Origin of the sequence: Legionella steigerwaltii (assembly GCF_001468065.1) — a bacterium.
Taxonomy (GTDB): Bacteria; Pseudomonadota; Gammaproteobacteria; order Legionellales; family Legionellaceae; genus Legionella; species Legionella steigerwaltii.
This window is the reverse complement of record NZ_LNYZ01000027.1, coordinates 1-25,840: the sequence shown is the minus strand read 5'-3', so window position 1 is coordinate 25,840 and position 25,840 is coordinate 1. Positions and strand designations below refer to the sequence as shown.

The following is a 25,840-nucleotide window of genomic DNA, read 5'->3' as shown; positions in this document are numbered from 1 at the left end:
ACCTGCTGGCCATTTTGTTTCGCCGCAAATGTCCTTGGTCCTTGACTTGGAACTGTTGTAGACACTGTCTGAGGAACATGCGATGTAACTGTTCGTGTTGTCGCTTGAGTTACTACCTGCTGGCCATTTTGTTTCGCCGCAAATGTCCTTGGTCCTTGACTTGGAACTGTTGTAGACACTGTCTGAGGAACATGCGGTGCAACTGTTCTTGTTGTCGCTGGAGGGACTATCTGCTTTCGTGGCACTTGATTTGGGACGTTACTCTCGCTTTTAGCAGGTGCAGCAGGTCCGGTAGGTTTCTGAACCACTTCTTTCTGAAGTGCTGAAAGTAATCCATACACTATTGATGAATCAATTTTTTTGGATTGGGGTGGTTGATTTTCTTTATTGCTAACCTCTTTTTCTTTTCCTTTTTCAGAAGTGCTTGATGCGACCCGCTGACTGTTTGTCTCTACTTGCACCGGATTTGATTTTTCTTTAAAGAATAACCCATGCAGCCCCCTGACCTCAGCAAGAGGAGACGTTGTTTTGTGCTGTTTGAATGTATTGGCATGGACGTCAGCGCAAACTATTTGAAATAGTTCCTCTGGCAATATAGCCAGATGACTTTGTTTTTGTTCATACTGTTCAAAGATAGGAAAAAATAAATCTTTCTTACGATTACGATTGATTTTTTCGGAAGCAAATACCCTTTCTATAATTTGTGTTTTTAATGCATAAGCTTCTTGGGTTTTTTTAATATCATCAACGCTAAAATGCCCTGTTGCAACTGTTGCAGGTCCATAATTAACAAAGGGGTCTAAAGGAACAAATGCCTCAAAGGGTATGCTTCCATAACGTCCCAAATCAACAGGAAAAGCAGGTTTTCGCTCCCGTTTCGCAAAATCAATGACCTCAATATTTGCAAAAACACTTCCCTTACCGCCCGGGCAAAAAGTAATAAACAAGTCACCCAGTTTGACGCGAACTTCAGTGCGCCCATTGCCTTCGAAGATAACAAAATCCTCTTCTCCATATAAATATTGGTCTAAATCACTTAACCTTATTTTTTGAAGCTTCCGTAGGTTAAACATTGAACCATCAAACACTTCGCTTGCATAATGTTTCTTTTCTTCACTCGTTTCCTGGGTTTCATGAGGATAATCCACTAAAATTGGGGGCAGTTTAGTAGGAAGAATAAGATGAGCGGGACACGTAATGTAGAGCAGATGCCACATTTCAAAACTAATACCTAAAGCGTTAGCAACCTTAATGCTATCATTTAATTCAGGATATTTTGCAATACAGTTCCTCAGCAACCCGTACTCCCTTCTATAGGCAGCCTCATTAATTGGCATTGGCATTGTTTGATTCTTTGTTTTACCTCCTGCAGCTTGATCACTTCCGTTAAAAATACCTAAAATACGTTTGATAATTTCCTGAGCTTCTTCTTTCAGTGGATGGTCTGGGATAATCTGCTTGGGTTGTGCCCCAGTAATTTTTTCTTTTAACTCTTGGCATGCATTTTGGAAAGGAAAGATGCCTACAACCAGGTCTGGTTTAATTACTGACAACGCGACATCTAATAAGGCTATTTTTTCCTTTAAACTATACTCGGTAGATGCCTCAATCTGATCAGCAATTTCTTTCAGGATTCGCTCTTCCAATTTACGCTTGCTTCCAGATGAGTGCTTGGCAATGCTTTTTTCAAAGTGGGATAAAATAGCATGCAGTTGCTCTGGTGGACAATTCACTCCCTCTTTAGGCAGTAGTCTGACATTGCGAATAAAAGCCCATTCAAAATCAATTCCAGCTAAATCGATTGTGGATAAATCAACTCCCTCAAGGTTCGTCCTGTTTAACTGTGCACCTCTTAGTTCAGCATCAGTAAATTCTGCATCCTTCAAAATTGCGCCATTGAAGTCAACGCCTCTTAGACAAGCGCCTCGAAACGTCGCACCACGCAGATCAGCATTACTAAACTTTACTCCGCTCAAATTAAGATGAGAAAAATCTTCTCCAGCGAAATTCAAACCGCTTAAATTAACCCCTGCTAATAAATTGGCAAATTGGTGAGGATGATGCTGTTTTAAACGAGCCAATAAATGGTATATATCATTCTTCATCTTGGATTCAAGGTACTCTAGTGAGTAACCTTGACCAATCATTTCTTCCATTTTATTGTTAATCGTATACACTTCTTTCGAGGAGGTCAGGATAAGTTCCAGATGTTCCCTGGTGCGCTTATCTAACTCTATTTCTTTCATTACTGTTTTCAGGTTGGCGGGTAACACACTGCAATCGCGGGTGAGCGTGTAACAAATAGCTTCCTCAGCAGTAAGCGGTTCATTTGCAAGAACTTTGCGCTTTAATTCTTGATAACGCGCTGTTCGCTGATAAAACGCTGTAAATTGATGACCTGTAATTCCATCCGCATGACTTAAGTAATCGATGATAAAATGAGGTCTGGTTATTAGTTCGAGTGCTGCATCAACTACGGCCGTTTTTGATTTCGCCATGAGTCGTGCATTGAGCAAATCGTGTGCAGATACTTGACTCAGAATATACATCATCATTTCATCAGGAAGCGTCCAAAGTGGATTCGATTGATTGATGTCTTCATCATCCACATCTGCATCGATTGCATTAGTTTGAACTGGAGTAATCGATGGGGTAGTGACCTCCTCATCATCCATTTGTTTCTTGGACAACTGCGTCATCATACGTTGCAATAGTTCCTGCAACAGCCTCACCTCAACAATAATATTTTTATCGTAGTAACGACGCTCTTCATCTCGATCGTTCATATGCGACAACACATAATTTAGTCTTTCATGCAGAAGAACTACATATTGAAAAAACTGCGTGAGATCATGTGTTAACGAATTTCCCTCATCACTTGATTGACCCGTTGATAACACTTCCATTGCATGAGCTAATTCTTTTAGATCGGATTCAATTCCAAGCCATTGCTCCATTAATGCATCGATTTCATGTTGTAGCTCAATTACAGCAGCTACATATTTATCAGCACCTTCGTTTGAAGCGTAAATATCAACATTCCTGTCTTTGGGGAATTCATAATTTTGGAACAAACTTTGGAGTAAAAATAAATGAGTTAAAAGTTCTTTTGCTTCGTTTTTTGCTTTTTGTTGCGAAAATCTTTGGGCTTTTTCTTTTCTTATCAAAGCCATTTGTTCTTGTTGGCTCAGATCGTTTTTGTCTTTCATGTGACACCTAATTAAAAATTAATGATGTAGCTCAGCCAAAATGCTGCAGCCAGCTTAGTAATTCGAGATAAAGATGGGTTAAAAATTTCTAGTTCCAGGAAATCGTGTCAATTCGCTGTGGGTATTTTTGATTGATGCAGAGAGAATTTAAGAAAAGTTGGGAAAAATAAAAAACGATATATTTTCTAAATTTATTCCTTATTATTTTAATTTGAATATCTATTTAATTAACGGCCACTGATAACTTAAAAATCTATCTCAACATGAATACAGTTTATTGATTTAAGATTGCCTAAGTACTACCAGTCCTCCGCCCACACAGTTATTGAACTATTTGATAATTATCTGCGTGAATAGTTTATAAAATGCTTCATTGTATAACTCAATTCTTAAGAGAACATTAAATCATTTAATATATTTGATGGACACGTACGTCACGTAAATGAGCGCACACCTTAACTAGAGAACATGCCCTCCATCTACCTCAAACACTTTCCCTGTAATCCAATTTGCCTTTTCTGAAGCAAGAAATAAAGCCATATTGGCAATATCATTTGGTGTTCCTGGTTTTTGCAAAGGAATATTGCTCACATAATATTGCCATAATTCTGGATTGCTGGTCGCAGTATCTTCATTCATTCCTGCTTCAATAACGCCTGGCGCAATAGCATTCACCCGAATGCCGTGTTTCGCTAAATCCAAAGCAGCGTGTTTCGTCCATTTATTAAGCGCTGCCTTCGAAGATCCATAACCAATACCTTTGGTCATGGTCATAATGCCACTGATTGAAGAAATATTTAAAATGCACCCCTTATTTTCCTTTTCCATCATGTTCTTAGCACATAATTGGGCTAAATAAAGCGGTGAAATCGCATTCACCTGAAATACTTGCTGCATTTTTTCTGGAGGCAATTCAAATAGTGTTTCGCGACACAACATTCCCGCATTATTCACTAAAATGTCTACACCGTCTAAATACCCAATGGCCTTCTTAGCAAAAGTTGCAACATGTTCCATTTGAGCAAAGTCAGCATAAAATGCTTGTGCATTTCGCCCAAGTGCCTTAATCGCTTGAATGGTTTCCTCTGCACCTTGCGCGTCACTGCGATAACTAATCACCACATCGGCTCCTTGCTCTGCGAAAGCGATAGCTATTCTCTGACCTATACTGCGGTTGGCTCCCGTAACGATGACTTTTTTCTTTTTAAAATCCATGAGTTTCCTTCTTTATATGTAGCCTGGGTGCAGCGCAGCGAAACCCGGGGAAATTGTGCTTCGAAAAAATCCCGGGTTCCGCTGCGCTGCACCCAGGCTACTCTTCATAGTGAGTTATGATGTTCCGTTCAAATAACCAATTACAGATGAAAACGCAACATCTTACTCATTTAATCAAAAAAATTAAACACCTTGACACCGAACCTGGCGCACTGTAGAAATTAAAACAATAAGAGATTTAAAAGGAGAAGGTTATGGGCGGAGAACTCGAGCTCTATCAGAAAGAAATTAATACTGCAATTCAGCCTATTTTTGCACGTCTGGAGCACTACCGTAATGCCATGTTTGCGATAAGGAAATTATTAAAGGACTATTTTTTTGATACATGGCGAACACAAAAACTCACTGAAGTTGCCAAGGGAGAAGAGGTTGTCTTTAGCTTCAATTTGGTTCAAGAGGCTATGGAAAAATGCTTGGTTGATGAAAATACATTAATACAGACCGCACAAATAATTAGTAATGAGTCAGAAACTCCAAGCCTTGTAGCTGCTCTTGATACTCATGTTTTAGAAAGTGGCTTACCCATTGAATTGCGTGAAACAGATGGGGTATATCTCTTTAAATCGACTAAGCCTTATACACCTTCTGCGCAAGCTTTTATGTGTCAATTTGCTTATGCCTTGAGCGCATATCGCGTATGTTTAGGAATATGTGAAACCTATTTTGCGCTTTATCGTCATGAAGGGATACAAACAGTTTATCTGCAAAATTACATTGAGTCAGTAACCTTTTTAAAGCAACAAATGGAAGGAGAAGTCGATTTTGTTTCCTTACATAAACAAGCAAGGGGAACTGAAAAAGAAATTATGGGTTCGCTCCGAACTGAGAAAGTTCATGAAGGACTCAATCACTTTAAGGAGGATATCGATTCACTCACAAAAAAACTGGTTGAATTATTAGAATCTGGAGCAGCTCATTTGCAAAATTGTTATAAAGAATTTCCTAACAACCCTATATTATGGATGCTTCATGATCGGAGTTGGCATACCTTGCTCAAGACGCTTTCTGGACTCATGTATGCTGATCAATATACCTATTCTACTTTATATGGCACATTGACCATTAAGAAAGAATTTATTGAGCTTATTAAAGCAGAAATAGATCGCTTTGGTACGGTCGCATTAGCCAAAACCCCTTTGCTTAAAATTGAATTATTAAGAAAAGCAGCAAAACTTATTGCTGAAACCAAAATTGATATACTTGCAAAACTTGCCGAACAGGGAGTCGAATTGGTTAAAGCACCCCAAATAGGCATGTTTCCCACTCCCCCATCACCTGATGTTTATTCTCTTCTATTGAACTCTTGGCGACAAAGTCGATTTGCTGGAAAAGAAATAGGTAATGAAGAAAAAGAAGAGCCATATCCCGGTATGAATCCGTACTGATTTATCGCAAGAAAGTGAGAGACTCGTGGAGTCTCTTTTTATCTTATTTGGAAATGGTTTTTTATTTTACCTATCTAAAAACTATTGAATAAATGAAAGCAAGAGCAATCGTATAAGCCAGCAACAATAAAATTCGTGCTGTGGCTTTCATGGATACTGCAAAGAAAACAACAATCAAGTGAATCAAAAATAATACCCCAAGAACATATTGGTTTATTCTTTCTGCAGTAAGATCAGAATAATTTCTAAGGAAGCCATCGGGAAACGCATTTAAGCGAGTGATGACCGTTGCCATAAGGATAATTAAGTAAAATAAATACAAAACAATAAGATAAGTAATAAAAAATAAAGGAGTCTTGAATTCTTCTCCTTCCTTTTCTTTATCTAAGTTTTTAATAAAAATCAGTGCAATTAATGACACAATAATGCCGATAAAATTAAAGCGGACAAAAGGGGAACTGATTAACGGAAAAAAATCCAAATGGGACATCAAGGACCACTTATACTCTGCAATTAACGCGATGAGGACAAGCGGAAAAAATAATGCTGCCTTCAATAATAAAGGGTTTGCATTATCCCTCTTAAATAAAGAACTCGTGTATTTAATATGGAGAAAAATATTCCAAACAAATGAAGTAACAAAAATTAAAAAAAACGCATTAACAAGAAACAATAGCGTTATAGGACTTAACAAGATCGAGATAAAATTTTCATGCATCGCATTTCTCAAAAATATTTGGTTTGCATAAATTATAGAACGTATATTTTTGCTTTACTCTGCTGCTAAAGAATCTCTTTTAGCCATCACCAAAACAGCTCAAAACATAATCATCTATACTATAAAAACATCAATTGAGTTTTTTTTTCAAAATCTAACCCATTTAAAAAAGGGTGCAAAAACCGACACTTATAGCTTTTTCTTCGTTTTGCTGAACAAAATGCTGACTTAGCATTTCTTTATTCAATTGATCCTGGATAGTAAACTTTTTGTCGCTTAATAATTGATTCAACCATGAAGCCTTCATATTGAGTGAGGAGTTATAGAACTCACAAAGATCCATATCTGCAAGCGGAAAAATTTCCCCAATCCAGGGATCTAGCAAGAAATCTTTAGTAATCACTACAGTATGTTGAATGTCTTCAATATCATAAATCAATGCAGGAATTTTCAGCTGTCTCAATAATGCGGCTAAGTAGAATGCTTGATGTTCACAATTACCTGCCTTACAAGAAGACATAATATATTTTATTGGCGCTCTTGCATCGAGAAAATCAATTTTCTTATCCTCAAGATATTTTGAAACTTTAAATAAAAAAGTTCTTATCTCACCGATTCCATGTACTGCAAAGAAGCTATTTTCATTATATTGAGCCATTCGCTCTGCGCGTATTTTTGCGGTTAATTGATTAATAACTAAAGCAGAAGTGCTAGCAATACATACGGACATGGTAGTTTCTAATGCTTTACGTAAGGTTTCACGATATTCTGGTGGGTTAATCTCAACTTTCTTGTTTGCGAACAATTTAACCATCCCCATCTCCATTTGAGCCTAATAACTTAGTGCAATTGCTAAAAATTTTAAACATCCACTAACAGTAAAAAGGGTTCAGCCTTTAGTGGCTTGAGCAAAATGAGAAAAATTAAATCTCGATGAAAATAAACTAAGCTCAGTTACTTTTCGAGCAACTGACAATGAGTTAATATCAGACACCATGATTATTTAACCATTTTTAAATAGTTCTTTTTTTCAAATTGAGATTCATTATGGGAGGCGTCAGTTAGGTCGTAATTAACAAAAAAGACCCTGCTAGTATTTTTGAAAACAAAGCTGTGAAGAGTAGGACGGATATTTCCTGAAAATAGATAACTGATTTTTAGGTACTTTCTAGCGAACAAAAAAGAGAGGGACCATGAGCATTTTTAAAGATATTACATACCGTTATTGCAAAAAAATATTGGATGCCTATCAAGTAAAGGCAGATGAAAAAACATATAAAGGCAAAGAAGCCGAATTATTAATTCAAAGAAATGAATTGGCCCGCGGTCTGATTGAGTCCATTAAAGAAATCGAAGTTAATGAAGGTGATCATACTAAATATTTCGACCAGGTTTTAAACACAATTACCGCGAAACTGAAAGAAGTTGAGACTGCCGTTTCAGAATATAATAAAAAATTTAAAACATCATTCACAACCGATCTTTATGAAACATTTTTCACTGCAAGTTTGATCAGTTTTATTAAAGCATTAAATACCCTGGTTCAAAATAGTCCTGTCGTCATTTTGAATATTGAGGATAAATCATTATTTAGCAATAAAAAAGATTCCCCCTGGTTTTATTATTTTTCATTTGTTTTATATGAATATATTCTTGAAAAAGAATTGGATTTTGCGACCAATAAAACCGATAGAGATATTTTCGATGCAAAAAAAGGCTTGATTCTTAAGTACATTCTAAATGCAGGAAATCTTTATACACGTTTTGCAGAAGATGAAAGTAATGCTGAATACAAAGAACTTATGAAGGTACTGTTAAAAAGTATGGATTCTGATGAAAAAGACATCCAACGACGCAAAACAGAAGAAACGAATGCAAGTTCATCTCTGTACAGTTATTTTGCCCCATCATTTCATAAAGCTTCTGAAAAACTAGTCGGAAGAAATCAACTGGGACAAAAACTCGAACTTTTGATTAAGGACTTTAATGAAAAATCAGAGACTGCGGGACTAACTGTATAACTACTAATATAAGGCGAATGGATTGTTGAACTATTCGCCTCTATTACCGAGTCTTAAAGCTTTTTTAATAGGGAACATGTAGCCCGTATATGGGCTACAACAACCTAAAAAACTCGCGATTTACACAATATATTGCTGCAAAAAATCAAACGCTTTTTTTGCGTACTCAAGTGGCGGTGCCTTGTCAGGGTCTTGTTCTGCTTCAACGATCATCCAACCAGAGTATTGATTTTTTTGCATCATTTTAATGATGGGCGCAAAGTCAAGGGCTCCATCTCCAGGAACGGTGAATACACCTGCACGCACTGCGTCCATAAAGTTCATGTGTTCGTTCTTCACTTTATTGAGCACTTCAGCGCGAATATCCTTTAAATGGATATATAAAATACGTTCATTGTATTTGTTGATTAAATCAAGCGAATCAATGCCAGCAAATGCTGCATGTCCTGTATCCAGTAATAATGAAATTAATTGTGGGCTTGTATTTTCCATTAAATAATCGATTTCATGCTCATAAAAAACTCCTGTTCCTGCATGATAGTGATAAACAAGACGCATATTAAAATCGTGAGCAATACGACCCATAGCATGTAATCCTTGTATCAGCTGCCCCCACTGAGCCTCACTAAACTCCGGTTTATGCGGGCTTAGAATAGAAAGCGCTGTTCCTTGAATAGCATGCCCACATTCACATACATTGATAAACGATGCCCCCATCGCCCTCATAAAACTTAAATGATCCATAAATCGGGATAAAGTATGTTCATAATGTCCTGGCTCTGTAAAAAAAGTACTGAACCAAGCACTCGATAATTGTAACCCACGATCAGTTAATGCTTTTTTTAAAATAGGAACTTCACGTGGATATTTATTACCTAATTCGGTACCCACATAACCCACCTCTGACATTTCTCTAATGCATTGTTCAAAACTAATCTCTTTACCTAATTCAGGATCATCATCATTGCACCAATTAATGGGTGCAATTCCAAGTTTGATACGCATAAATAATTCCTTAATACTCTTTAACCTGTTTTAATTGCTCTTGCATCACTTGATACGCCCTGGTCACTTCTGCAGAATTAGATATTTCTGCAACGCCTACACGCCACCAAGTTTGATAACCATTACTCATTGTTTTAGGCAATATGGGTAATACAATCACTGAGGAAGATTTTTCATCTCGAGCAGCGTTCATGGCAACAGTCAATTGCTCATAAGAATCTACAAAGTAGGTTTTAGCACCCAGCCCTTCAGCATATTTGCAAAAATCAATCGGTAAATAATCTCCAGACAGATTATTCGTTTTATCGTCTCTATAGCGAAACTCATTACCAAAGCCTTGACTGCCCTGACTTTCCTGTAAGTTTCTTATGCATTGAAAGCCATGATTATTAAAAAGAATAATCGTCATTTTCTTATGTTCCTGGATGCTGGTAAGCAACTCCGAATGCATCATCACAAAACTACCATCGCCTACCAAAACGTAAACCTCACCCGAATTGTTTTCTTTTGCTAGACGCACGCCCAAGCCTGCAGCAACTTCATAACCCATACATGAATAAGCATATTCCAGATGATAATCTTTGGGCTTTTTGGATTTCCAAAGACGATGCAAATCACCGGGTAAACTTCCGGCTGCGCAGATAATGACATCATCTTCAGTGACTATCTCATTCAACATACTTATAACTGTGGTTTGCGATAACCCCTCTTTCTCAGCAGGAGTCACAGCACAAATACGTTTTAATTCCTGTTGCCATTCATTTTGATAATGCAGCACCCATTGCTGATATTCTTTGGAGGTTTGATAACTTCCTAGTTTTTTCCCTATTTGCTCTAAACCTGTTTTCGCATCACCTTTCAACATCAAACCATTCATTTTGATCGCATCAAAACGAGAGACATTCAAATGAATGATACGACATTCTTCATTTTTAAAACCCCATTTGGATGCAGTAGTAAAATCCTGTAGCCGTGAACCAATCACTAAAATAACATCCGCCTGAGCAGCAAGCACGTTAGCTACTTCAGAGCCTGTGACTCCTATGCCACCCAAATTCATGGGATGGCTCTCTGCTAAGGCGCTTTTTCCAGCTTGTGTTTCAGCAACTGGAATTTTATGATCTGCCGCGAATTGCGATAAAACCTCAGTAGCTAATGAATAATGAACGCCACCCCCTGCAATAATGAGTGGTTTTTTTGCTTTTAGAATCAGTTGGATCGCTTCACCAAGAGCACGCTCACTAATGGCTTCCCTATCAATATGCCAAAAACGCTTTGCAAAAAAAGAATCATCGTAATCATACGCCTCAGATTGCACATCCTGCGGTAAACATAAAGTCACTGCACCAGTTTCAGATGGGTCAGTTAAAACCCTCATCGCGTTAATGCATGCAGTCATCAATTGCTCTGGTCGCGCAATTCGGTCCCAATATTTACTTACCGGTTTGAAGCAATCATTCACTGAGAGCGTGTAATCGTATGGCACTTCAAGTTGTTGTAACACCGGATCCGGTTGCCTGCAGCTGAATATGTCACCGGGCAGCAACAATAAAGGAATTCTGTTCGTGGTTGCTGTAGCAGCAGCCGTAATCATATTGGTCGCCCCCGGTCCTATAGATGAAGTACAAGCAAAAATACTTAATCTGTTTTTTTGTTTTGCGTAGGCAGTAGCAGCATGAGCCATTCCTTGTTCATTATGGCCTTGGTAGTATGTCAAGCCATAATTATCGTATTCAAGAGCCTCACCTAAACCTGTCACATTACCATGTCCAAAAATTCCAAATATGCCTGCAACAAATCGATGGGCTTTGCCATCAAGAACTATATATTGATTCGCTAAAAATCGTAATAAAGCTTGAGCCATCGTTAATCGAATTTTCATAAATATCCCTCAATATTATTTATTTTTCCAAGGTGTTACCTTATTTGCGTGAGCGTAAGAGAAAAATTTTAGCCTGGATGGAGCGAAGCGTAATCCGGGATCCAAGCCCGAATCAGGCTTAGACCCCGGGTTACGGCTTTGCCTTCACCCAGGCTACATCCTTAAGTTGACGCCATTGTACGTTCATGTAAGGCTCATGACAGTAATCTAAGTTTTTTTCCACACTCTATTATTTGCTTTACTTGTTCTCGTCCATTCATGCTCTTTGATAAAAGTTGGCATCGTATAAGGGTTGTCTTTTAAATGACGTATAAACCAAAGCGTATAAAGAGCATATCCTGGAGCGGCACAGTGAGCATGACTCTTATCCTTTGCAATGTGATACGTATCATAATTCTCAATCCGCAAAACCTCTTTTCCATTCTCACCAAAGGCATAACCTTGAGGTTCAGAAAAACGGTAATGATAGATTTCAGGTTGATCATGGTAATGGGAAGGATAACTTGACCATCGTCCTTGGAACGTAATGATTTCACCAACCACCAAATTAGATTCTGGTCTGTTGCGCTTATCAAACACTGTCCTCACCATGCGATAAGAGCTGTCGTCCAATATGTCCTTTCCCCGATCATCCAACTCCAAAAGATTAGATTGGTTAAATAATAAAGGAGCAAAGGAAGCAGGATTCTCTGTTTCAATTAGCAAAATCTCACAATCGCTCAACGCTTCAACTGACGCCCTTTGACCCGAGGGACAATGTAAAACAATAGGCTCTTGAGAAAAATAATCGTATCGCTCTGCGTGTTGACTTTGATGTGCGTAATGAAATACTACTTTTCCAGTCATTAATAATGCGGCAAATTCATAATACTCATTAAACAAATATTTTTGCCCAGCATCTAATTTAAGCGAGCTAAAATTCATACCGTCATCAGATAATGGATCCATAGTAACAATTGCATTTAATCCCCGAGTAAAACCTTGTGGATTTTTAATAAGAATCTGTGAATTGCACTTCGCTTTCTTTTGATGTAATTGGGTTAAATAAGGGCTTTTCCAAATTTGCGGATCTTCATCAAAATGTTGGATAAAATACTCTAATTCTTCTTTATAGGGTATGGCTGGAGCACAACCATGTCGTGTGACGACTAAAGCGCCACTAGCATTTGCACAAGCCGTAGCAATCTCCCAAGATTGTCCTTTTAATAGTGCAGATAAAAGACCTGCCATAAATCCATCGCCAGCGCCAAGTACATTAAGGACTTCAACAGGAAATGGCTTGGATGATAAAGGTTGGCTGTTGCCTGCAAAATAAACTTCCGCACCTTTCTCACCTCGCTTGAGCACAACAGGAGCCTGAGTCAACGCTCTAATGTTTTTTAGAGCACTATCAATCTCATCACTGCCACCTGCGATACACATTTCCTCTTCAGTTCCCACAATTAAATCACAAAAAGACAAAATACGTTGATAGATTTTACTGACTTCCTGACTCGAGCAGTATCGCGTTTCTCCATTTCCGCGTGCAGTCAATCCCCAAAGAACAGGACGATAATCGAGATCAAGAATTACTGCAGTTTCAGTTTGTCTTGCGAGCTGAATCACTTCCTCAGTAGTTTGCAACATGTCAGCTGTAGATAAACCGGTGCCCGTTATCAAAATGGCTTTAGCCTGTTGTAACACGTTTTTGCTTATTTGATGCGGCTTAATTTGCATGTCGGCACAATCAGTACGATAAAACATTAAGGGAAATTCATGGGGCGGCTTAATCCCTAGCAATACGAGTCCGGTCAAATGATCTTTGGTTTCACATAACAAATCAATATTGACGCCTTCATGTTCTAATTCATTTTTTAAAAAACGGCCCATCTCATCCTGTCCAACACAAGAAAACATCGTGCTCTTCAGCCCAAGACGTGCGGTGCCTACAGCAATATTCCCTGCACAACCGCCTAAATATTTTTTAAAACTTTGTGCCTCACTGAGCGATACGCCAATTTGCTCTGCGTACAAATCGACAGCCACACGTCCCATACAAATCAAATCAACAGGTCGATTCACATCAAAATAAAATGGTGGATAAGTCATACGGTCCTCAACTCAAAGAAACAGGCAGTTTAGTTGCTAAAGAGTGCTTCGCTGCTTGGGCAATACGCAAAGCCTGTAAACCATCCCTTCCGGAAACTGGGCTCGGATTGTTGTGGAGCCAGGCATCATAAAATGAATCGAGCTCTGCTCTAAAAGCTTGATGATAACGTTCAAGAAAAAAGTATTCGGGATTAGCTTGCTCTGTGACCGCATTCGCATAATGCATCACTGAATGCTTCAGCTGGTTATTTGCCAGTAACATCCCTTCCTTACCAAAAACCTCAATCCGTTGATCGTATCCATAAACGGCCTGACGACTGTTATCAATGACGCCTAAAGCGCCATTAGCAAAACGCATTTGGATAATTGCAGTATCAATGTCATCTAATGCTTCAAAATCAGGATTAATCAGCACAGCACCTGTAGCATACACTTCAACGACTTCTGATTGAGTAAGAAAACGTGCCATATCAAAATCGTGAATGGTCATATCCATAAACAAGCCGCCTGAAGTGGCGCAATATTCTTTAGTAGGACAGACCGGATCACGAGATGTAATTTTAACAAGATGAACCGCACCAATTTCACCCGCTTGCACCTGTCTCTGTAGATGAGAAAAACTGGGGTCAAAACGACGGTTAAAACCAAGTTGTAGTAAGGTATTATTTGCCTGAATTGTTCTTAGCGCATCCAAAATTTCTTCTTCATGCAAGCCAATTGGTTTTTCACAGAAAATGGCTTTTCCTGCCTCGCTTGCGCCTTTAATCTGCTCCACATGTAACGTTGAAGGTGAAGCAATTAAAATGGCATCTAAGTTTTGGTGAGAAAGCACTTCCTCAAAATGAGTATACTGACCCGCAATAGACAGTTTATCCGCCCACGCTTTATCCAAATAAGGATCAGCAATGGCTTGTAACTCAAATTGTGGCAAATGGTATTTGATATTCTCTGCATGCAGTTTACCAATTCGTCCTGCGCCAATGATACCTATACGACATGTTTTTTGTTGATTTGCATTGTCCATATCTAATCTCTCACTAATTCAAATTCGTTTGTTTTTATTCCAGATAATTCTTTGCCAATGTCTCTGATTTTTTTACCAGCTAACAAATTTTTTTCTATTTTTTCCAGGGAGGTTCCAGTTGTCTCAGGTACAAAATAGTAAATAAAGAAAAAAGCCACTAAGCATAATGAACCAAATAAAACAAAAGTAAGTACGCCTAAATTTTGGTAAATTGCCAAAAAGGAAATAGAAACCACAAAATTAGCACCCCATTGCACCACCGTAGCAATGCTCATCGCCAGACCACGGACAGATACAGGATAAATTTCAGAAATCAAAACCCAGAATAAAGACCCTACACTAATGCAATAACCCATCACGTAGAGTGATAGGGCCCCCAATATCCAAAATTTTTGACTTGGCACCTCCATATGAAACAGCAAACCAACTGCAAAAAGACTTAGTGCGGCAATAAGCGTTCCACCTAATAATAAGAAACGTCGGCCTAATTTATCTACATAAAATAAGGTCAATAACGTAAATAAAAAATTAACGACTCCCATGCAAAAAGTAGCCAAAATCGCCTTGGAAACTGGATAAAATCCCGCTGATTCAAAGATCACTGGCCCGTAATACATCACCGCATTTATCCCTGAAAATTGTTGAAATATTCCCAAAGCAATTCCTACTGCAAGTACAAAAACAATAGGCGGCTTAAACAATAAGTTAAATTTGGGTTGAGTTTCACTTAAGCTATTCTGAATTTCATCGATTTCCTTTTGAACGTTATAACTCGCAGGACGAATCCGCTTTAAGGCACGCAACGTCTTATCCAGGCCATATTTTTTCATGAGCCAACGTGGTGAATGAGGTACGAAATGCATGCCTGTAAATAAAATCAAAGCAGGAATACATCCTATTGCAAATAAAAATCGCCAGCTGTTTACCGAATAATCATGAAAAAAATAACCGATTAAATAGGCTATAGCCTGACCAAAAGTGATCGCTAAACCATTAATCAACACTAAAGTTCCTCGTCGGTTAGGCGGAGCAATTTCTGCAATAAATAACGGGGCAATATAAGAAGCAATTCCAATACAAATACCTATGATGAATCGACCAATTAATAAGAGAATAAGATCATGGGTTAGGGCACAAAGAGCCGTTCCAAAAATAAAACCCAAAGCAACTGTCTTTAAAAGATAACGTCGACTTAGTTTATCCGCAAAGAGGCCACTAAAAGGAATACCCAGAACACAACCGAGCAAGCTGATACTCACCACCTGAGACCATTGCCATTCTGAAAGAGACAATTGGACCATAACCTGATCCTTTACATCGGCAATCACACTGGAATCAAAACCAAATAAAAAACCACCAAATCCAGCAATCAAGGCAACAAAAAAAATAAATGAATTGACTCCTTCATTCATAGTAACACTTTCCTTAGCTCATGCTTAATCGTTGCTGATGTTATCACCGTATATGGTGAATAAATAGATAGTAATGGGAATAAATCTCACTGATGTTTCCCTTAGTTTTTTAACACGCTGTATGCACGCGTGAGCGTGTCTGAGAAATCATTGTCTATGGGAATATCTTCTTATAAAATCTGTTCGTTAACATAAATCGGGGCCTAAGCTCTCCCAAATGGATGAACTTTTTCGGGCACGGGCCACGCATAGGTTTACATGAATAGACACGCCTTTGGACGTAGAAAGATGAATTAACAAGGAATGTAATGATTACGAATAAATTGCTTAGAAAAATTTTCACCATTTTTTATCTCAGTGGAACCATATTATTTCTTAGTTCTTGTGCAAGCACTAAAAACTCTACTCCCCAGAACACTGGTGGTGAAGAATATGGAACCAACGATTATGGTGGTTGGCGTTAAAGTAAAATTTGACCTCAATCGCTTGTCAGTCAAAATAATTAACTCATTTTTTGTTTTAATTTTAAAGAATGTTTACTTCTCAGGAATGTTCTAAGCACAGTTATCATAGTGCTCGCATTAATGCCGGATTTTTGCAGAAACGAATTACTACGATTAGATTTATCTGAATATTTAATTGTAGCCTGGGTGCAGCAAAGCGGAACCCGGGTTACGGCTTTGCCTTCACCCAGGCTACAAACCATCAATGAATTACAACCGATGAGCCATGTAATATACAACCATTCAACCTATTTCCTACGAAAAACCGCTTGAGACACATTTTTTACAAAATGCACATATAATTTACATATAAAATATATTATAGGTGATGTATGTCGCGAATCTATGTAATTATGGACTCAGGTGGCGCCATAAGCGTAGTTGGATCTGGTGATGAGCATTTTACCGATGGTTTTGGTGGATGCACCGCATTTTATGCAAGAACCGCTTCGGGGGAGATCTATGCACTTTATCATCTAAGTTCGACTCTCGATCGAGCACCGGAAATGGTAGAGGGGGTTACTGACTCTAATGAACCGTTTAGAAATTGGATACGAGACTTAAAAGAACAATCTGCAGGGCAAAAAGTTCATTTTTACGTGGGCACACCTTGGCTTTTTGGCGACAATGAAAAAGTTGAAAAAACCCATCCTCAGTTGGGTATGGAAAGGTACTTAAGAAAAATCTGTGCACAACAAGGACTGGAAGATTTTGACATTACCTTATTAAATATGATTGATGTTGAGAGCATTTCCATTACACAGCAAGGCATGATGTGTTATGGTTATAACGGAAAAGAGATAGGCAAACCTCCTCCAGCCCAATATCAAACTGATGAAGAAATTCTTGAACATTTGGGTTGGACCAATCAAAGATGCCTTCAGTTTATCAAAGCAGATCCCAATATAGATTTTGATGGAAAACTATTTAAAAAATATGCGCAGAGATGCACAGACGATGAGACAATAAAACAGAAAGTACAAGCGGAAGCAAAGCAAAAAGAGATGGAACATCAGCAAAAAGAAATGATCGCAGCGATAACGCAACCTCTATTAGTCGTGTTAGGAAACATGGTAACTAAATACCAAAAAATAGCTGATGAGAGTCGTAAAGGAAATAGCCAAGCAGATTTTAATTTTCTTTTTGTAAAAGAATTACTTAAAGCAACTGAATCAAGAGATCTACAATCATTACAAGAAATGAAAACGCTTGATTATTTCAAACAAGTTACGGAAAAGAGCTCCTTAGTCTCATCATTATTTTCAAAAGAACGAACCGAGCTTGGAAAACTTTTTTATAAAGCAGAAAACATATTGGCTTATATTCAGGAATTAAGTAATGAAGAAGCCAGCACTCATGCTTCATCACCCAGCCATGGACCTTTTGTAGGGAATTCTAGTTAAAATAAAAATTACATTCCAATATTTGCAACGAAGTTCCACAAACTGTCCCTCAAATAACTAATGCGTACAACAAAAATATCATGCTAAGATGCAGAACCTTAATAATTATTAATCAACATGTGAAAGATGACTTTTAGCTTTTGTGTCCGTGTGTCGATTTAAAAAACTGAGCCGAAAAAACATTGTACTTCATCTAATTGAGAAACCTCACTTAAGATGTTTGATTTAGGAGATCTGCTATGCTACAAGGAGAAAAATATGATATGCACTTTAAAATACTTCTTCTGGGTGATAGTCGCGTAGGGAAAAGCTCTTTGCTGCAAAAATTTGTTGGCGAAACTGTAAATGATTTTTATGTTGAGAGCCTGGGGGTCGAGTTAAAAGAAACCATACGTAATTTTTCTAATAGCCGCATCAAGCTCCGTATTTATGATGCGAGTGGTAATCCTAAGCTAGGGTTTTTATTGAACCAATATCTTTCTATCGCGCAAGGAGTCTTTGTCTGTTTTGATGTAACAAATTCCTTCTCATTTGATAATGTAGAAAACCATGTAAAAAAAGTTAAAGCAGCACACAGCGACATCCCCATATTTCTAATTGGTTGTAAATCTGATTTGAGTCTTGAGCGTTCCGTGGAAACGGAAAAAATAAAGAACCTGGCTGAGCGACTGGGGCTACCTTATTTTGCAACATCGAGTCGTAAAGACGTCAATGTAAGTGAGCCTTTTATGCAAATAATGCAACAAATGTATTTTTTGTCACTGCCTCAAAAAATGGCACCAATTCTTGAGCAACACCTTAATGATTATTTGAACTCCTTGCCTCAATCCAACAATTTTTCTAGCCTATTTACAACGCGAAGTGCAAAAGAAAATCTCTTAATAGAAGAATATAAAAAGAATTTTGCCAAGCTATGCCAAGCCAAAGAGGTACACGATCTTGAAGATTTTTGCAGAGAAACTTTAGACATTATTGAACGAGCCAATCTTCTTTTTGCCAATGAAAATCCAATCTTAAGTGTTATAGCTACAAGTCCTTTATCAAAAACACTTGGAAAAATTTTATCTGATTTAAGTAAATCAGCAAAAGATTTTATCGATTTACCTGCATTCGATTCGAATAAATTAACAATTTCATAAGGATATTTATCTAACAGCAACCATTTCAATTGATTCTAAAAATGTTCAGCGCGCACTTAAATTTTAAGGTTTAAGGCAGATTTACTCCTTTTGTTTTGTCGTCTTCTGATAACCTTCATTAGATTCAAGAAAGACTGGGTAGGGTAGTTTTAGCCATACATCCATGATAGCTTTATAGAACAACTACATACATTATTTATAACATCATGAACAATTGGATTATAAAAAGCACCTTATTGAGTTTACTTCTCGTATACTCAGCATTAGGTTTTACTGGAACACATAGAGACAGTGTCTCTAAGGAAGAAGTCAATGGAACCTTCATTATGCACTTTCCTGCACCTCATAATGATCTCGCCAATACTCTGAAGGTCCAGGCTCTGGGTGGAGGAAAAATTAATGTTTCCTTCAAATTAATATACCCTTATATGGTCAATGGAGAGCTTCAAGCCAATACAGGAGAGTTATCCGGTGTAGCCCGCATTAAAGGGGATACTGCAATCTATTCTTCATCTGAATTTGGCCAATGCACCATTACCATAACTTTCATCAAACCAGGTATGCTGTCTGTGAAGCAAGAAGGTTCTGATGCGGATTGTGGTTTTGGTCATAATGTCTATGCCGATGGAACTTATTATAAAAAATAAAAATAGCCAATTTTTCTGCACTTTCAAACAGCCCCTGAGTCTTTTAGGTTGCTTTCGTTTGGTGATTATGCTTTGATTTTACCAAAGGGAATTAACTGGCCAGTATATGATATACGTCCTCTATTTGCTTCTCTTAGTTAGTCTACTGATTGTACTGCAACGTAAGTTTATATCATTTAATCAATTAATTCCGGCCTTATCCTACGTCACATCAAAACGAAATGCTTTAGAGCATGAAGATTTATTAACCCTTTTTGAGAAATTCAATTATGAACACGGCGAAGGTGTATGCCATGGCTTTACATTAACTTGGGCTCAAGAAGCAGCACTCGGGATAGAGCATCAGTTTTATAATCGCCTAAACCTGATAAAAAAGGAAAAAGAAACATTACCTCATACCTTACATGCAATCACCGAAAAAATAAAATCAAGTCAGATGCTGTCTAAAAAAGAACGAAGACTCAATGAAATAAAACCTTTCCTTGAGACCATCTGTCTGGCTCAATCTCCCGATGATTATGCTGAAGTTTATGCACAAACGATTCAGCAGTCCGACATTGATATTATCTACAAAATAATTCAACTGAACCTTTGTAGAAATCAAAATACCGTTAAAAATCTCTTTAGCAAAACAATGAGCCTAGCATCACCCAGAGAGGTTAACGGATTTTTGAATCAACTTAATGATCTCCTCGCCACTAAAAATCAGGTCGTGGTGGTTTGTAGTAGCGAAGAGCACACGGTGGGTTTTAAAAAGCATAAAGACAATACGTGGTTATTTATGGATATCAACCATTTATACGAACAAACTGAGGAATACCCTTATCACCTCTTAACCAGTGATGAGCTCGTCCCAATCCTCTGTAAATCCCTTTTTGAAACCAGTGAGCGATTGGTATTTCATTGTTCTTTCATTGCGAAAACAGGGCATAGAAAATTAACGCAACACATCCAAGCACTCGATGAATTATACCCTATTGACTCAAAAAATATCCAAATCAGCAATTGTCGTGGCTATGGTACTCTCGCTCTGGCGGTTCAAAATGATGATCGGAATACAGTACGAGAAATACTACGACTGCACAAAAAATCTCCTGTAATCAGTCAACCTGAATTAGAGCATGCACTCTTTTATGCGGCAGCATGTAATCGATCATACATTATGAATCAACTCAAAAATATTCCCAAAATAGACATAAACGGTTCGTGTGATCTGGAGGGGAATTCTCCTCTTGGAGTTGCCTGCAAATACGGTAATGAAGACGTTGTGCAATTATTGCTTCGCGATGATTGTATTGCAGTGAATCTGCAAAGCACCAAAGAAAGGATGACACCCCTAATGCTGGCCTGTAAATCATCCTATACACAAAAAAAGCCTGCTCTCTTTGAAATGCTTTTAGCAGCCGGGGCCAATGCTGCGCTGACTAACATCAATGAAGAAACAGCTTATGATATTGCAAAGGAACATAATAATCAGACAGGCTTGCAAATCATGGGATCACATGACCCTAAGTCGAATCCTCAACCCAGTTCTAATGAATCACATAAACTGCTTTCTGGAAAGTCCAAATCTGGTACGATGGTTTCAAGTTACTCTTTTTTGAAGAAGCGGGATAAGTCCATACCACAAGAAGATCGCTTCAAACAAACAGAAACTCAAAAGTTACATGATGAACAAATCAATATGCTCTATCCTTAAATTGCTTTCATCGTGAAGAGTGTTTGCAATCGATTTGTTCTCTGAATCAATCAACACAACCCTCTTGCGTTTGGTCAACTCCTCTAATTCTTTAGATTCTTCAGTTTGCACTGCGCGCACAACCCTTTGATTTCCACGGTACAATTTATAATTGAAAATTGAATTGAGTTCGCAAATTCTGTAAGAGACGTGAAGTCAACAATGCATTCTAATTCTTTGACAAAATCGCATTGATTACAAATAAGAAATTGGGCTTGTCCCACGTGATGTCCATGCAAACAAGCAACATAGGACTTCAGGCTATCAATACAATGAATAAAGCCCTCTTGATGCCAAAACTGAATAGCACGATAAACTGTAGGTGGTTTGGGGTTCTCAATTTGTTTGGATAATCTTTGCAGGATTTCATAAGCACCAAGAGGTTTTCGCTCATCCACTAATATTTTGAGGACACGCTCTCTTGGCTCTGTAAATCGGTAGCCATGTTTTATGCAATGCTTATAAGCCTTGTCCAACAAATTGTATTTCATCAATCATTTTTAAGTTTAGGTGCTCGGAGTATTTTATTGTACCACAGTCCCTATTTTAGGGTAAAAGAATCAAATCAACGCGCCAATAATTTACAATTTTTTTTTGGTTTAAAAATAACTAAATGTGTCTTGTTCTTTGGCAATAGAATGTTACAATGTAACACTTTTTAGGTATTAGTACGCACAGTAACAAATTACTAACCAGCCTAACGATTTTATAAGCAGGAAATTTCTTTACTTAGCCCGATTTTATCTAATCGTTAGGTTTAAACGTTACTGAAATGGCCATGATATGTCTGAAATTAACATTGACTTACAACTGATTAAGTCAGAAAAACGCTCTGCCAGTGAGCTTTTGCAAAAAGCGGATAGTTACCCCTCATTAACATCTATATGTCCTATGAATGGAGGAAACAATGTATCTTAATTATTATAGATTCCGTATTTCAAGTGACGCCCAACTTTTGGCCATAGAACAAGCCGCCACAGAAAAAATCGAACAAATTTTGCATGAAACCGCCGACCTGAAGTTAGTACGCGTATCCATCGATTTAACCGCCCCCGATCAAAGCATTAGTTTGTTATGTAAATCTCCAAATGCTAAAGCCATACAAGCATCAGTGTCTAATCGTTTAATGGAGCTAGGGATCACATTAACCGAATTGATGGAGACGGAAACACTTTGGTATGATGAGGGAACAACACATGAAGGCCATATTCCTCCATCCAGACCTGTACATTCTGAACACATTAAAAAGAAGCGCAAAAAACGTACGCCTCATAACCACGCTCACGATCATTCCCATGACCATGCTCAAGATCATTCCCATGACCATGCTCACGATCATTCCCATGGCCATGCTCACGATCATTCCCATGACCATGCTCACGATCATTCCCATGGCCACGCTCACGATCATTCCCATGGCCATGCTCACGATCATTCCCATGGCCACGCTCACGATCATTCTGATGGTCATCATGGTCATGAAAATCATTGGCTTAAAGCTGCATTAGGTTTGATTTGGGGGATAGGTCTAATCGCTCTCTCTATTGCCAGTTTTAATATTCCTCTGACTGCTTATATTCTCATAACCGGGCTTACCAGTTTGATGACATTATATTTGGGATATAATGTGTATAAATCAGCGTGGTATTCATTACTTGAGAAGAAATGGGATTCCGCAGCTTTATACACAATTAGTACGTTGACCATCGTCGCCGTGTCTATTGCAAGCATGTTTATTCCCGGACTACCTATGATGTTCGAAGCAGCACCCTTGGTTTTGGGGTTTTGGCATTTAGGTGAAGGCATTGAACATACCTTAGTCGGTGAAATCCAGAAAAAATTAGATGTTCGTGATTGTTTGCCTTCATTAGTCCTATTAAAGGGTAATCCCGATAGAGAAATTTTAGTAAAAAACTTAATTTCTAATGATAAGATAATCATTAAAAAAGGAGAAGTGATTCCTGTTGATGGCATATTAATGGAGAAAGCACTTCTTTATACTACTCGCGTTGATGGTTCACCTGATCTTAAAGAATTTAACCCCGGGGACGAGGTACTAGCCGGCATGCGTTTGGCCGATCATATTCCTTCGTTGGCAATGCGTGCTACAAAAACATATCAAAAATCCTATCTTTCATTAATCGCAGAAAATATTGCTAAAGCGAATAATGAGAAAGCACCAGTCGAACAATTTGCAAACACCGTATTGAAATATTTTGTTCCTGGTTTGCTCACAGTGGCTCTTGTCTCAGGTATTGTCATAGGCTCTTTATTTAATCCCGCCCTTGCTATTCAATGTGTCATATCTGTTCTTGTAAGCGCCTGTCCCTGTGCTTTGAGTTTGATTACACCCATGGCAGTTAAAATCGGGATGAAAAAAGCATCTGAAAACGGAATTCATTTTAACAATGGAAAAGCCTTACAAGCAGCGGCTGATATAGATATCGTCGTTTTTGATTTAAATGGCACCCTTACTCAAGGAAACCCTGTGGTGCAATCGCTACAGATTGACAATGAAAAATTTTTACCGTATCTCGCATTATTAGAAAGCCAATCTGACCATCCGTCAGCAAAAAAAATTAAATTGTATATAGAAGACCAAGGTATTGTTACCAACGAGCAGCTAAAAATAGACCACGACTCCATTGAACGCCATCATGCTGGCATAAAAGCCGAAATTAATGGTGAGACATTCATTGTAGGCAATAAAAATATGCTCTTGGAACATGGAGTTGACGTTATTGATGAGCCTTATAATAACCCACAGAACGGTTCTGTTTATATGGTGCATCGAACAAAAGTACAAGATAAAGAAGTAACTAAAGTAATCGGGCAAATTGCCTTATTTGACCCTTTGCGTGAAGATGCTTTTGCTACTGTAGCACAATTAAAAGAGCTTGGTAAAACAATACATATTTGTACCGGAGCAGATCAAGAAACTGCAAAAAAATATGCTGCATTACTGGATATTTCTCCAGAGAATATTCGTGCCAATACCGTAGGTGCTATCACTAAAAAAGGACAAAAATCTAAATCAGATTATATTAAAGCACTACAAGATGCAGGCTATAAAGTGGCAATGGTAGGCGATGCGGCTAATGATGACACTGCCATCGCTAAGGCCAATGTCGGCATTGCGGTTAAATCAAGTATTGGCGATACCGCCACCCAGCAAAATGCAGGCATAGTGATTCTAGAAGGCTTGTTATTCCCTATCGCCACTGCATTTGATATCTCTGCAAAAACAAAACAAAATATTGCCCAAAACTTGTTCGTGAGCTTAACTTATAATTCAGTCATTACATTAGTGGCGGCCGGATTGTTTGTGGCCATAGGTTTTGCACTTAATCCCGCAATTGGTGTTGCATTGATGGTGCTTGAATCGGCCATAGTTTTAACCAATCTATACCTGTTTAAACAACAGGAGGTTGTGTTGGCGGAACAGAGTAGAAATACCACACTCGATGCTGAAACACCTGGAGATTCAACCTTTGATGTTTTGAATTCTTTAGGTTATCGTTCTCAACCCAAAGCAAGTTTGGACACCAGCTCAGAGCCTCAATCATCGTATATTAAAAATTTATTTTCCCCTGGAAAACCTAATCATTCACATCACTCCCCAAAGAACACGTCTCAAGAAAGTTTGTTTCAACTCTGTTGATTATACCCCTACAATAAAGTTAGGGGTATATAGAGACAAGTGAAGTTAAAAATTGTATTAGTCCTGTCAACGATTTTAAGGTGCACTTGGTTTAGGATCTGTATGGTCATGAACTGGCAAAGACTCCTTTTCATTTTCAAGTCTACCCACATTCCTATCGGCTTGCCAAAAAAGGAATCTACTGTCTATAGAATCAGCAATAGGAGCTAAATGATGCTGATTCTCAGTGAACTCTTCCCAAGTCAAATGACATGGATCCTCTAATTGATAATCCGTTAAATGGGTTCCTGGAAGCAATTTATTTTTAAATCGATCCCCATATAAAACACGCTGATATACAGAAATAAATTTTTGATATTCACTAAAAGAAAAATGATCATAATGTTTACCCCTATGATCATAAAGAATGAGTAATAATTCGTTAACTGTTGTTGATGATTCCAGATCCAATGTTATTGATTCTATACTATTTTTTTTATTAATTATAAGTTTCATTGATGAGTATTATTTAATTGAACCTTATCCATTAATATATTTTAAATAGCAAGAAATCAATATTTAGTGAATCATTGAAGTAGTGAAAACCCCTCATCCGCCCTTACAGGCACCTTCTCCCTATAAGGGAGAAGGGATATCCCTTCCATTACTAATGTGCAACCGGTTTGATAGGTAACATTTCAAACCGGGCTGATAGGTAACAGATTTAAGATGCTAGGGTCTAAAAATTTTA

General features: G+C 38.0%; 19 protein-coding genes. 8 read left to right on the top strand and 11 right to left on the bottom strand.

Annotation, left to right across the window (positions count from 1 at the left end):
* Positions 1-3,209 (bottom strand): pentapeptide repeat-containing protein (locus Lstg_RS13605; RefSeq protein WP_193787201.1); only part of this gene is annotated, 3,209 nt, incomplete at its 3' end.
* Between the two features lie 459 nt (positions 3,210-3,668).
* Positions 3,669-4,424, bottom strand: coding sequence for an SDR family NAD(P)-dependent oxidoreductase (locus Lstg_RS13600; protein WP_058478220.1), 756 nt, complete (start codon positions 4,422-4,424; stop codon positions 3,669-3,671).
* Positions 4,425-4,678: 254 nt separating this feature from the next.
* Here Lstg_RS13600 and Lstg_RS13595 point away from each other — a divergent pair, with 254 nt between their 5' ends.
* Entirely contained in the window at positions 4,679-5,869 is a 1,191-nt protein-coding gene (locus tag Lstg_RS13595; RefSeq protein ID WP_058478219.1) for a hypothetical protein, read from the top strand.
* A gap of 70 nt (positions 5,870-5,939) precedes the next feature.
* On the opposite strand, the gene Lstg_RS13590 is transcribed toward Lstg_RS13595, so the two are convergent.
* Together Lstg_RS13590 and Lstg_RS13585 are read right to left on the bottom strand one after the other, a co-directional pair.
* Entirely contained in the window at positions 5,940-6,587 is a 648-nt protein-coding gene (locus Lstg_RS13590; protein ID WP_058478218.1) for a hypothetical protein, read from the bottom strand.
* 163 nt (positions 6,588-6,750) lie between these two features.
* Complete coding sequence (locus Lstg_RS13585) at positions 6,751-7,401, bottom strand: hypothetical protein (protein WP_058478217.1); 651 nt, start codon at positions 7,399-7,401, stop codon at positions 6,751-6,753.
* Positions 7,402-7,780: 379 nt separating this feature from the next.
* On the opposite strand from Lstg_RS13585, the gene Lstg_RS13580 reads away from it, so the two are divergent.
* Complete coding sequence (locus tag Lstg_RS13580; RefSeq protein ID WP_058478216.1) at positions 7,781-8,608, top strand: hypothetical protein; 828 nt, start codon at positions 7,781-7,783, stop codon at positions 8,606-8,608.
* 120 nt (positions 8,609-8,728) lie between these two features.
* Here Lstg_RS13580 and iolE read toward each other — a convergent pair whose 3' ends face one another.
* From iolE to Lstg_RS13555, 5 genes are all read right to left on the bottom strand, one after another.
* Positions 8,729-9,613, bottom strand: a complete 885-nt coding sequence (iolE, locus tag Lstg_RS13575) for a myo-inosose-2 dehydratase (RefSeq protein WP_058478215.1) — start codon at positions 9,611-9,613, stop codon at positions 8,729-8,731.
* A gap of 10 nt (positions 9,614-9,623) precedes the next feature.
* Positions 9,624-11,495, bottom strand: a complete 1,872-nt coding sequence (gene iolD / locus Lstg_RS13570) for a 3D-(3,5/4)-trihydroxycyclohexane-1,2-dione acylhydrolase (decyclizing) (protein ID WP_058478214.1) — start codon at positions 11,493-11,495, stop codon at positions 9,624-9,626.
* A 207-nt stretch (positions 11,496-11,702) separates the two neighbouring features.
* Complete coding sequence (iolC, locus tag Lstg_RS13565) at positions 11,703-13,583, bottom strand: 5-dehydro-2-deoxygluconokinase (RefSeq protein ID WP_058478213.1); 1,881 nt, start codon at positions 13,581-13,583, stop codon at positions 11,703-11,705.
* Between the two features lie 7 nt (positions 13,584-13,590).
* A complete protein-coding gene (iolG, locus tag Lstg_RS13560) occupies positions 13,591-14,607 on the bottom strand; it encodes an inositol 2-dehydrogenase (RefSeq protein WP_058478212.1) in 1,017 nt (338 codons plus the stop codon).
* Positions 14,608-14,609: 2 nt separating this feature from the next.
* On the bottom strand, positions 14,610-16,019 hold the full coding sequence (locus Lstg_RS13555) for a sugar porter family MFS transporter (RefSeq protein ID WP_058478211.1): 1,410 nt from the start codon (positions 16,017-16,019) through the stop codon (positions 14,610-14,612).
* A gap of 308 nt (positions 16,020-16,327) precedes the next feature.
* On the opposite strand from Lstg_RS13555, the gene Lstg_RS17735 reads away from it, so the two are divergent.
* From Lstg_RS17735 to ankG, 5 genes are all read left to right on the top strand, one after another.
* The gene (locus tag Lstg_RS17735) at positions 16,328-16,483 is read left to right on the top strand and encodes a hypothetical protein (RefSeq protein ID WP_156413871.1); all 156 of its coding nucleotides are present in this window, start codon (positions 16,328-16,330) and stop codon (positions 16,481-16,483) included.
* Positions 16,484-16,854: 371 nt separating this feature from the next.
* Positions 16,855-17,925 (top strand): hypothetical protein, encoded by a 1,071-nt coding sequence (locus Lstg_RS13550; RefSeq protein ID WP_058478210.1) that lies wholly within the window; start codon positions 16,855-16,857, stop codon positions 17,923-17,925.
* 239 nt (positions 17,926-18,164) lie between these two features.
* Positions 18,165-19,064 carry a Rab family GTPase gene (locus tag Lstg_RS13545; protein WP_058478209.1) on the top strand — a complete coding sequence of 300 codons (900 nt, stop codon included), beginning with the start codon at positions 18,165-18,167 and terminating at the stop codon, positions 19,062-19,064.
* Positions 19,065-19,270: 206 nt separating this feature from the next.
* Positions 19,271-19,711 carry a hypothetical protein gene (locus Lstg_RS13540; protein ID WP_238585438.1) on the top strand — a complete coding sequence of 147 codons (441 nt, stop codon included), beginning with the start codon at positions 19,271-19,273 and terminating at the stop codon, positions 19,709-19,711.
* Positions 19,712-19,817: 106 nt separating this feature from the next.
* Complete coding sequence (gene ankG / locus Lstg_RS13535; protein WP_058478207.1) at positions 19,818-21,410, top strand: Dot/Icm T4SS effector AnkG/AnkZ/LegA7; 1,593 nt, start codon at positions 19,818-19,820, stop codon at positions 21,408-21,410.
* Between the two features lie 83 nt (positions 21,411-21,493).
* On the opposite strand, the gene Lstg_RS13530 is transcribed toward ankG, so the two are convergent.
* On the bottom strand, positions 21,494-21,940 hold the full coding sequence (locus Lstg_RS13530; RefSeq protein ID WP_058478206.1) for a Fur family transcriptional regulator: 447 nt from the start codon (positions 21,938-21,940) through the stop codon (positions 21,494-21,496).
* Between the two features lie 416 nt (positions 21,941-22,356).
* Here Lstg_RS13530 and Lstg_RS13525 point away from each other — a divergent pair, with 416 nt between their 5' ends.
* Positions 22,357-25,110 carry a heavy metal translocating P-type ATPase gene (locus Lstg_RS13525; protein ID WP_058478205.1) on the top strand — a complete coding sequence of 918 codons (2,754 nt, stop codon included), beginning with the start codon at positions 22,357-22,359 and terminating at the stop codon, positions 25,108-25,110.
* Positions 25,111-25,185: 75 nt separating this feature from the next.
* Here the strand turns inward: Lstg_RS13525 and Lstg_RS13520 are convergent, their stop codons facing one another.
* Positions 25,186-25,605: a hypothetical protein gene (locus Lstg_RS13520; protein ID WP_058478204.1), complete on the bottom strand. Its 420-nt coding sequence runs from the start codon at positions 25,603-25,605 to the stop codon at positions 25,186-25,188.
* Positions 25,606-25,840 lie beyond the last annotated feature (235 nt).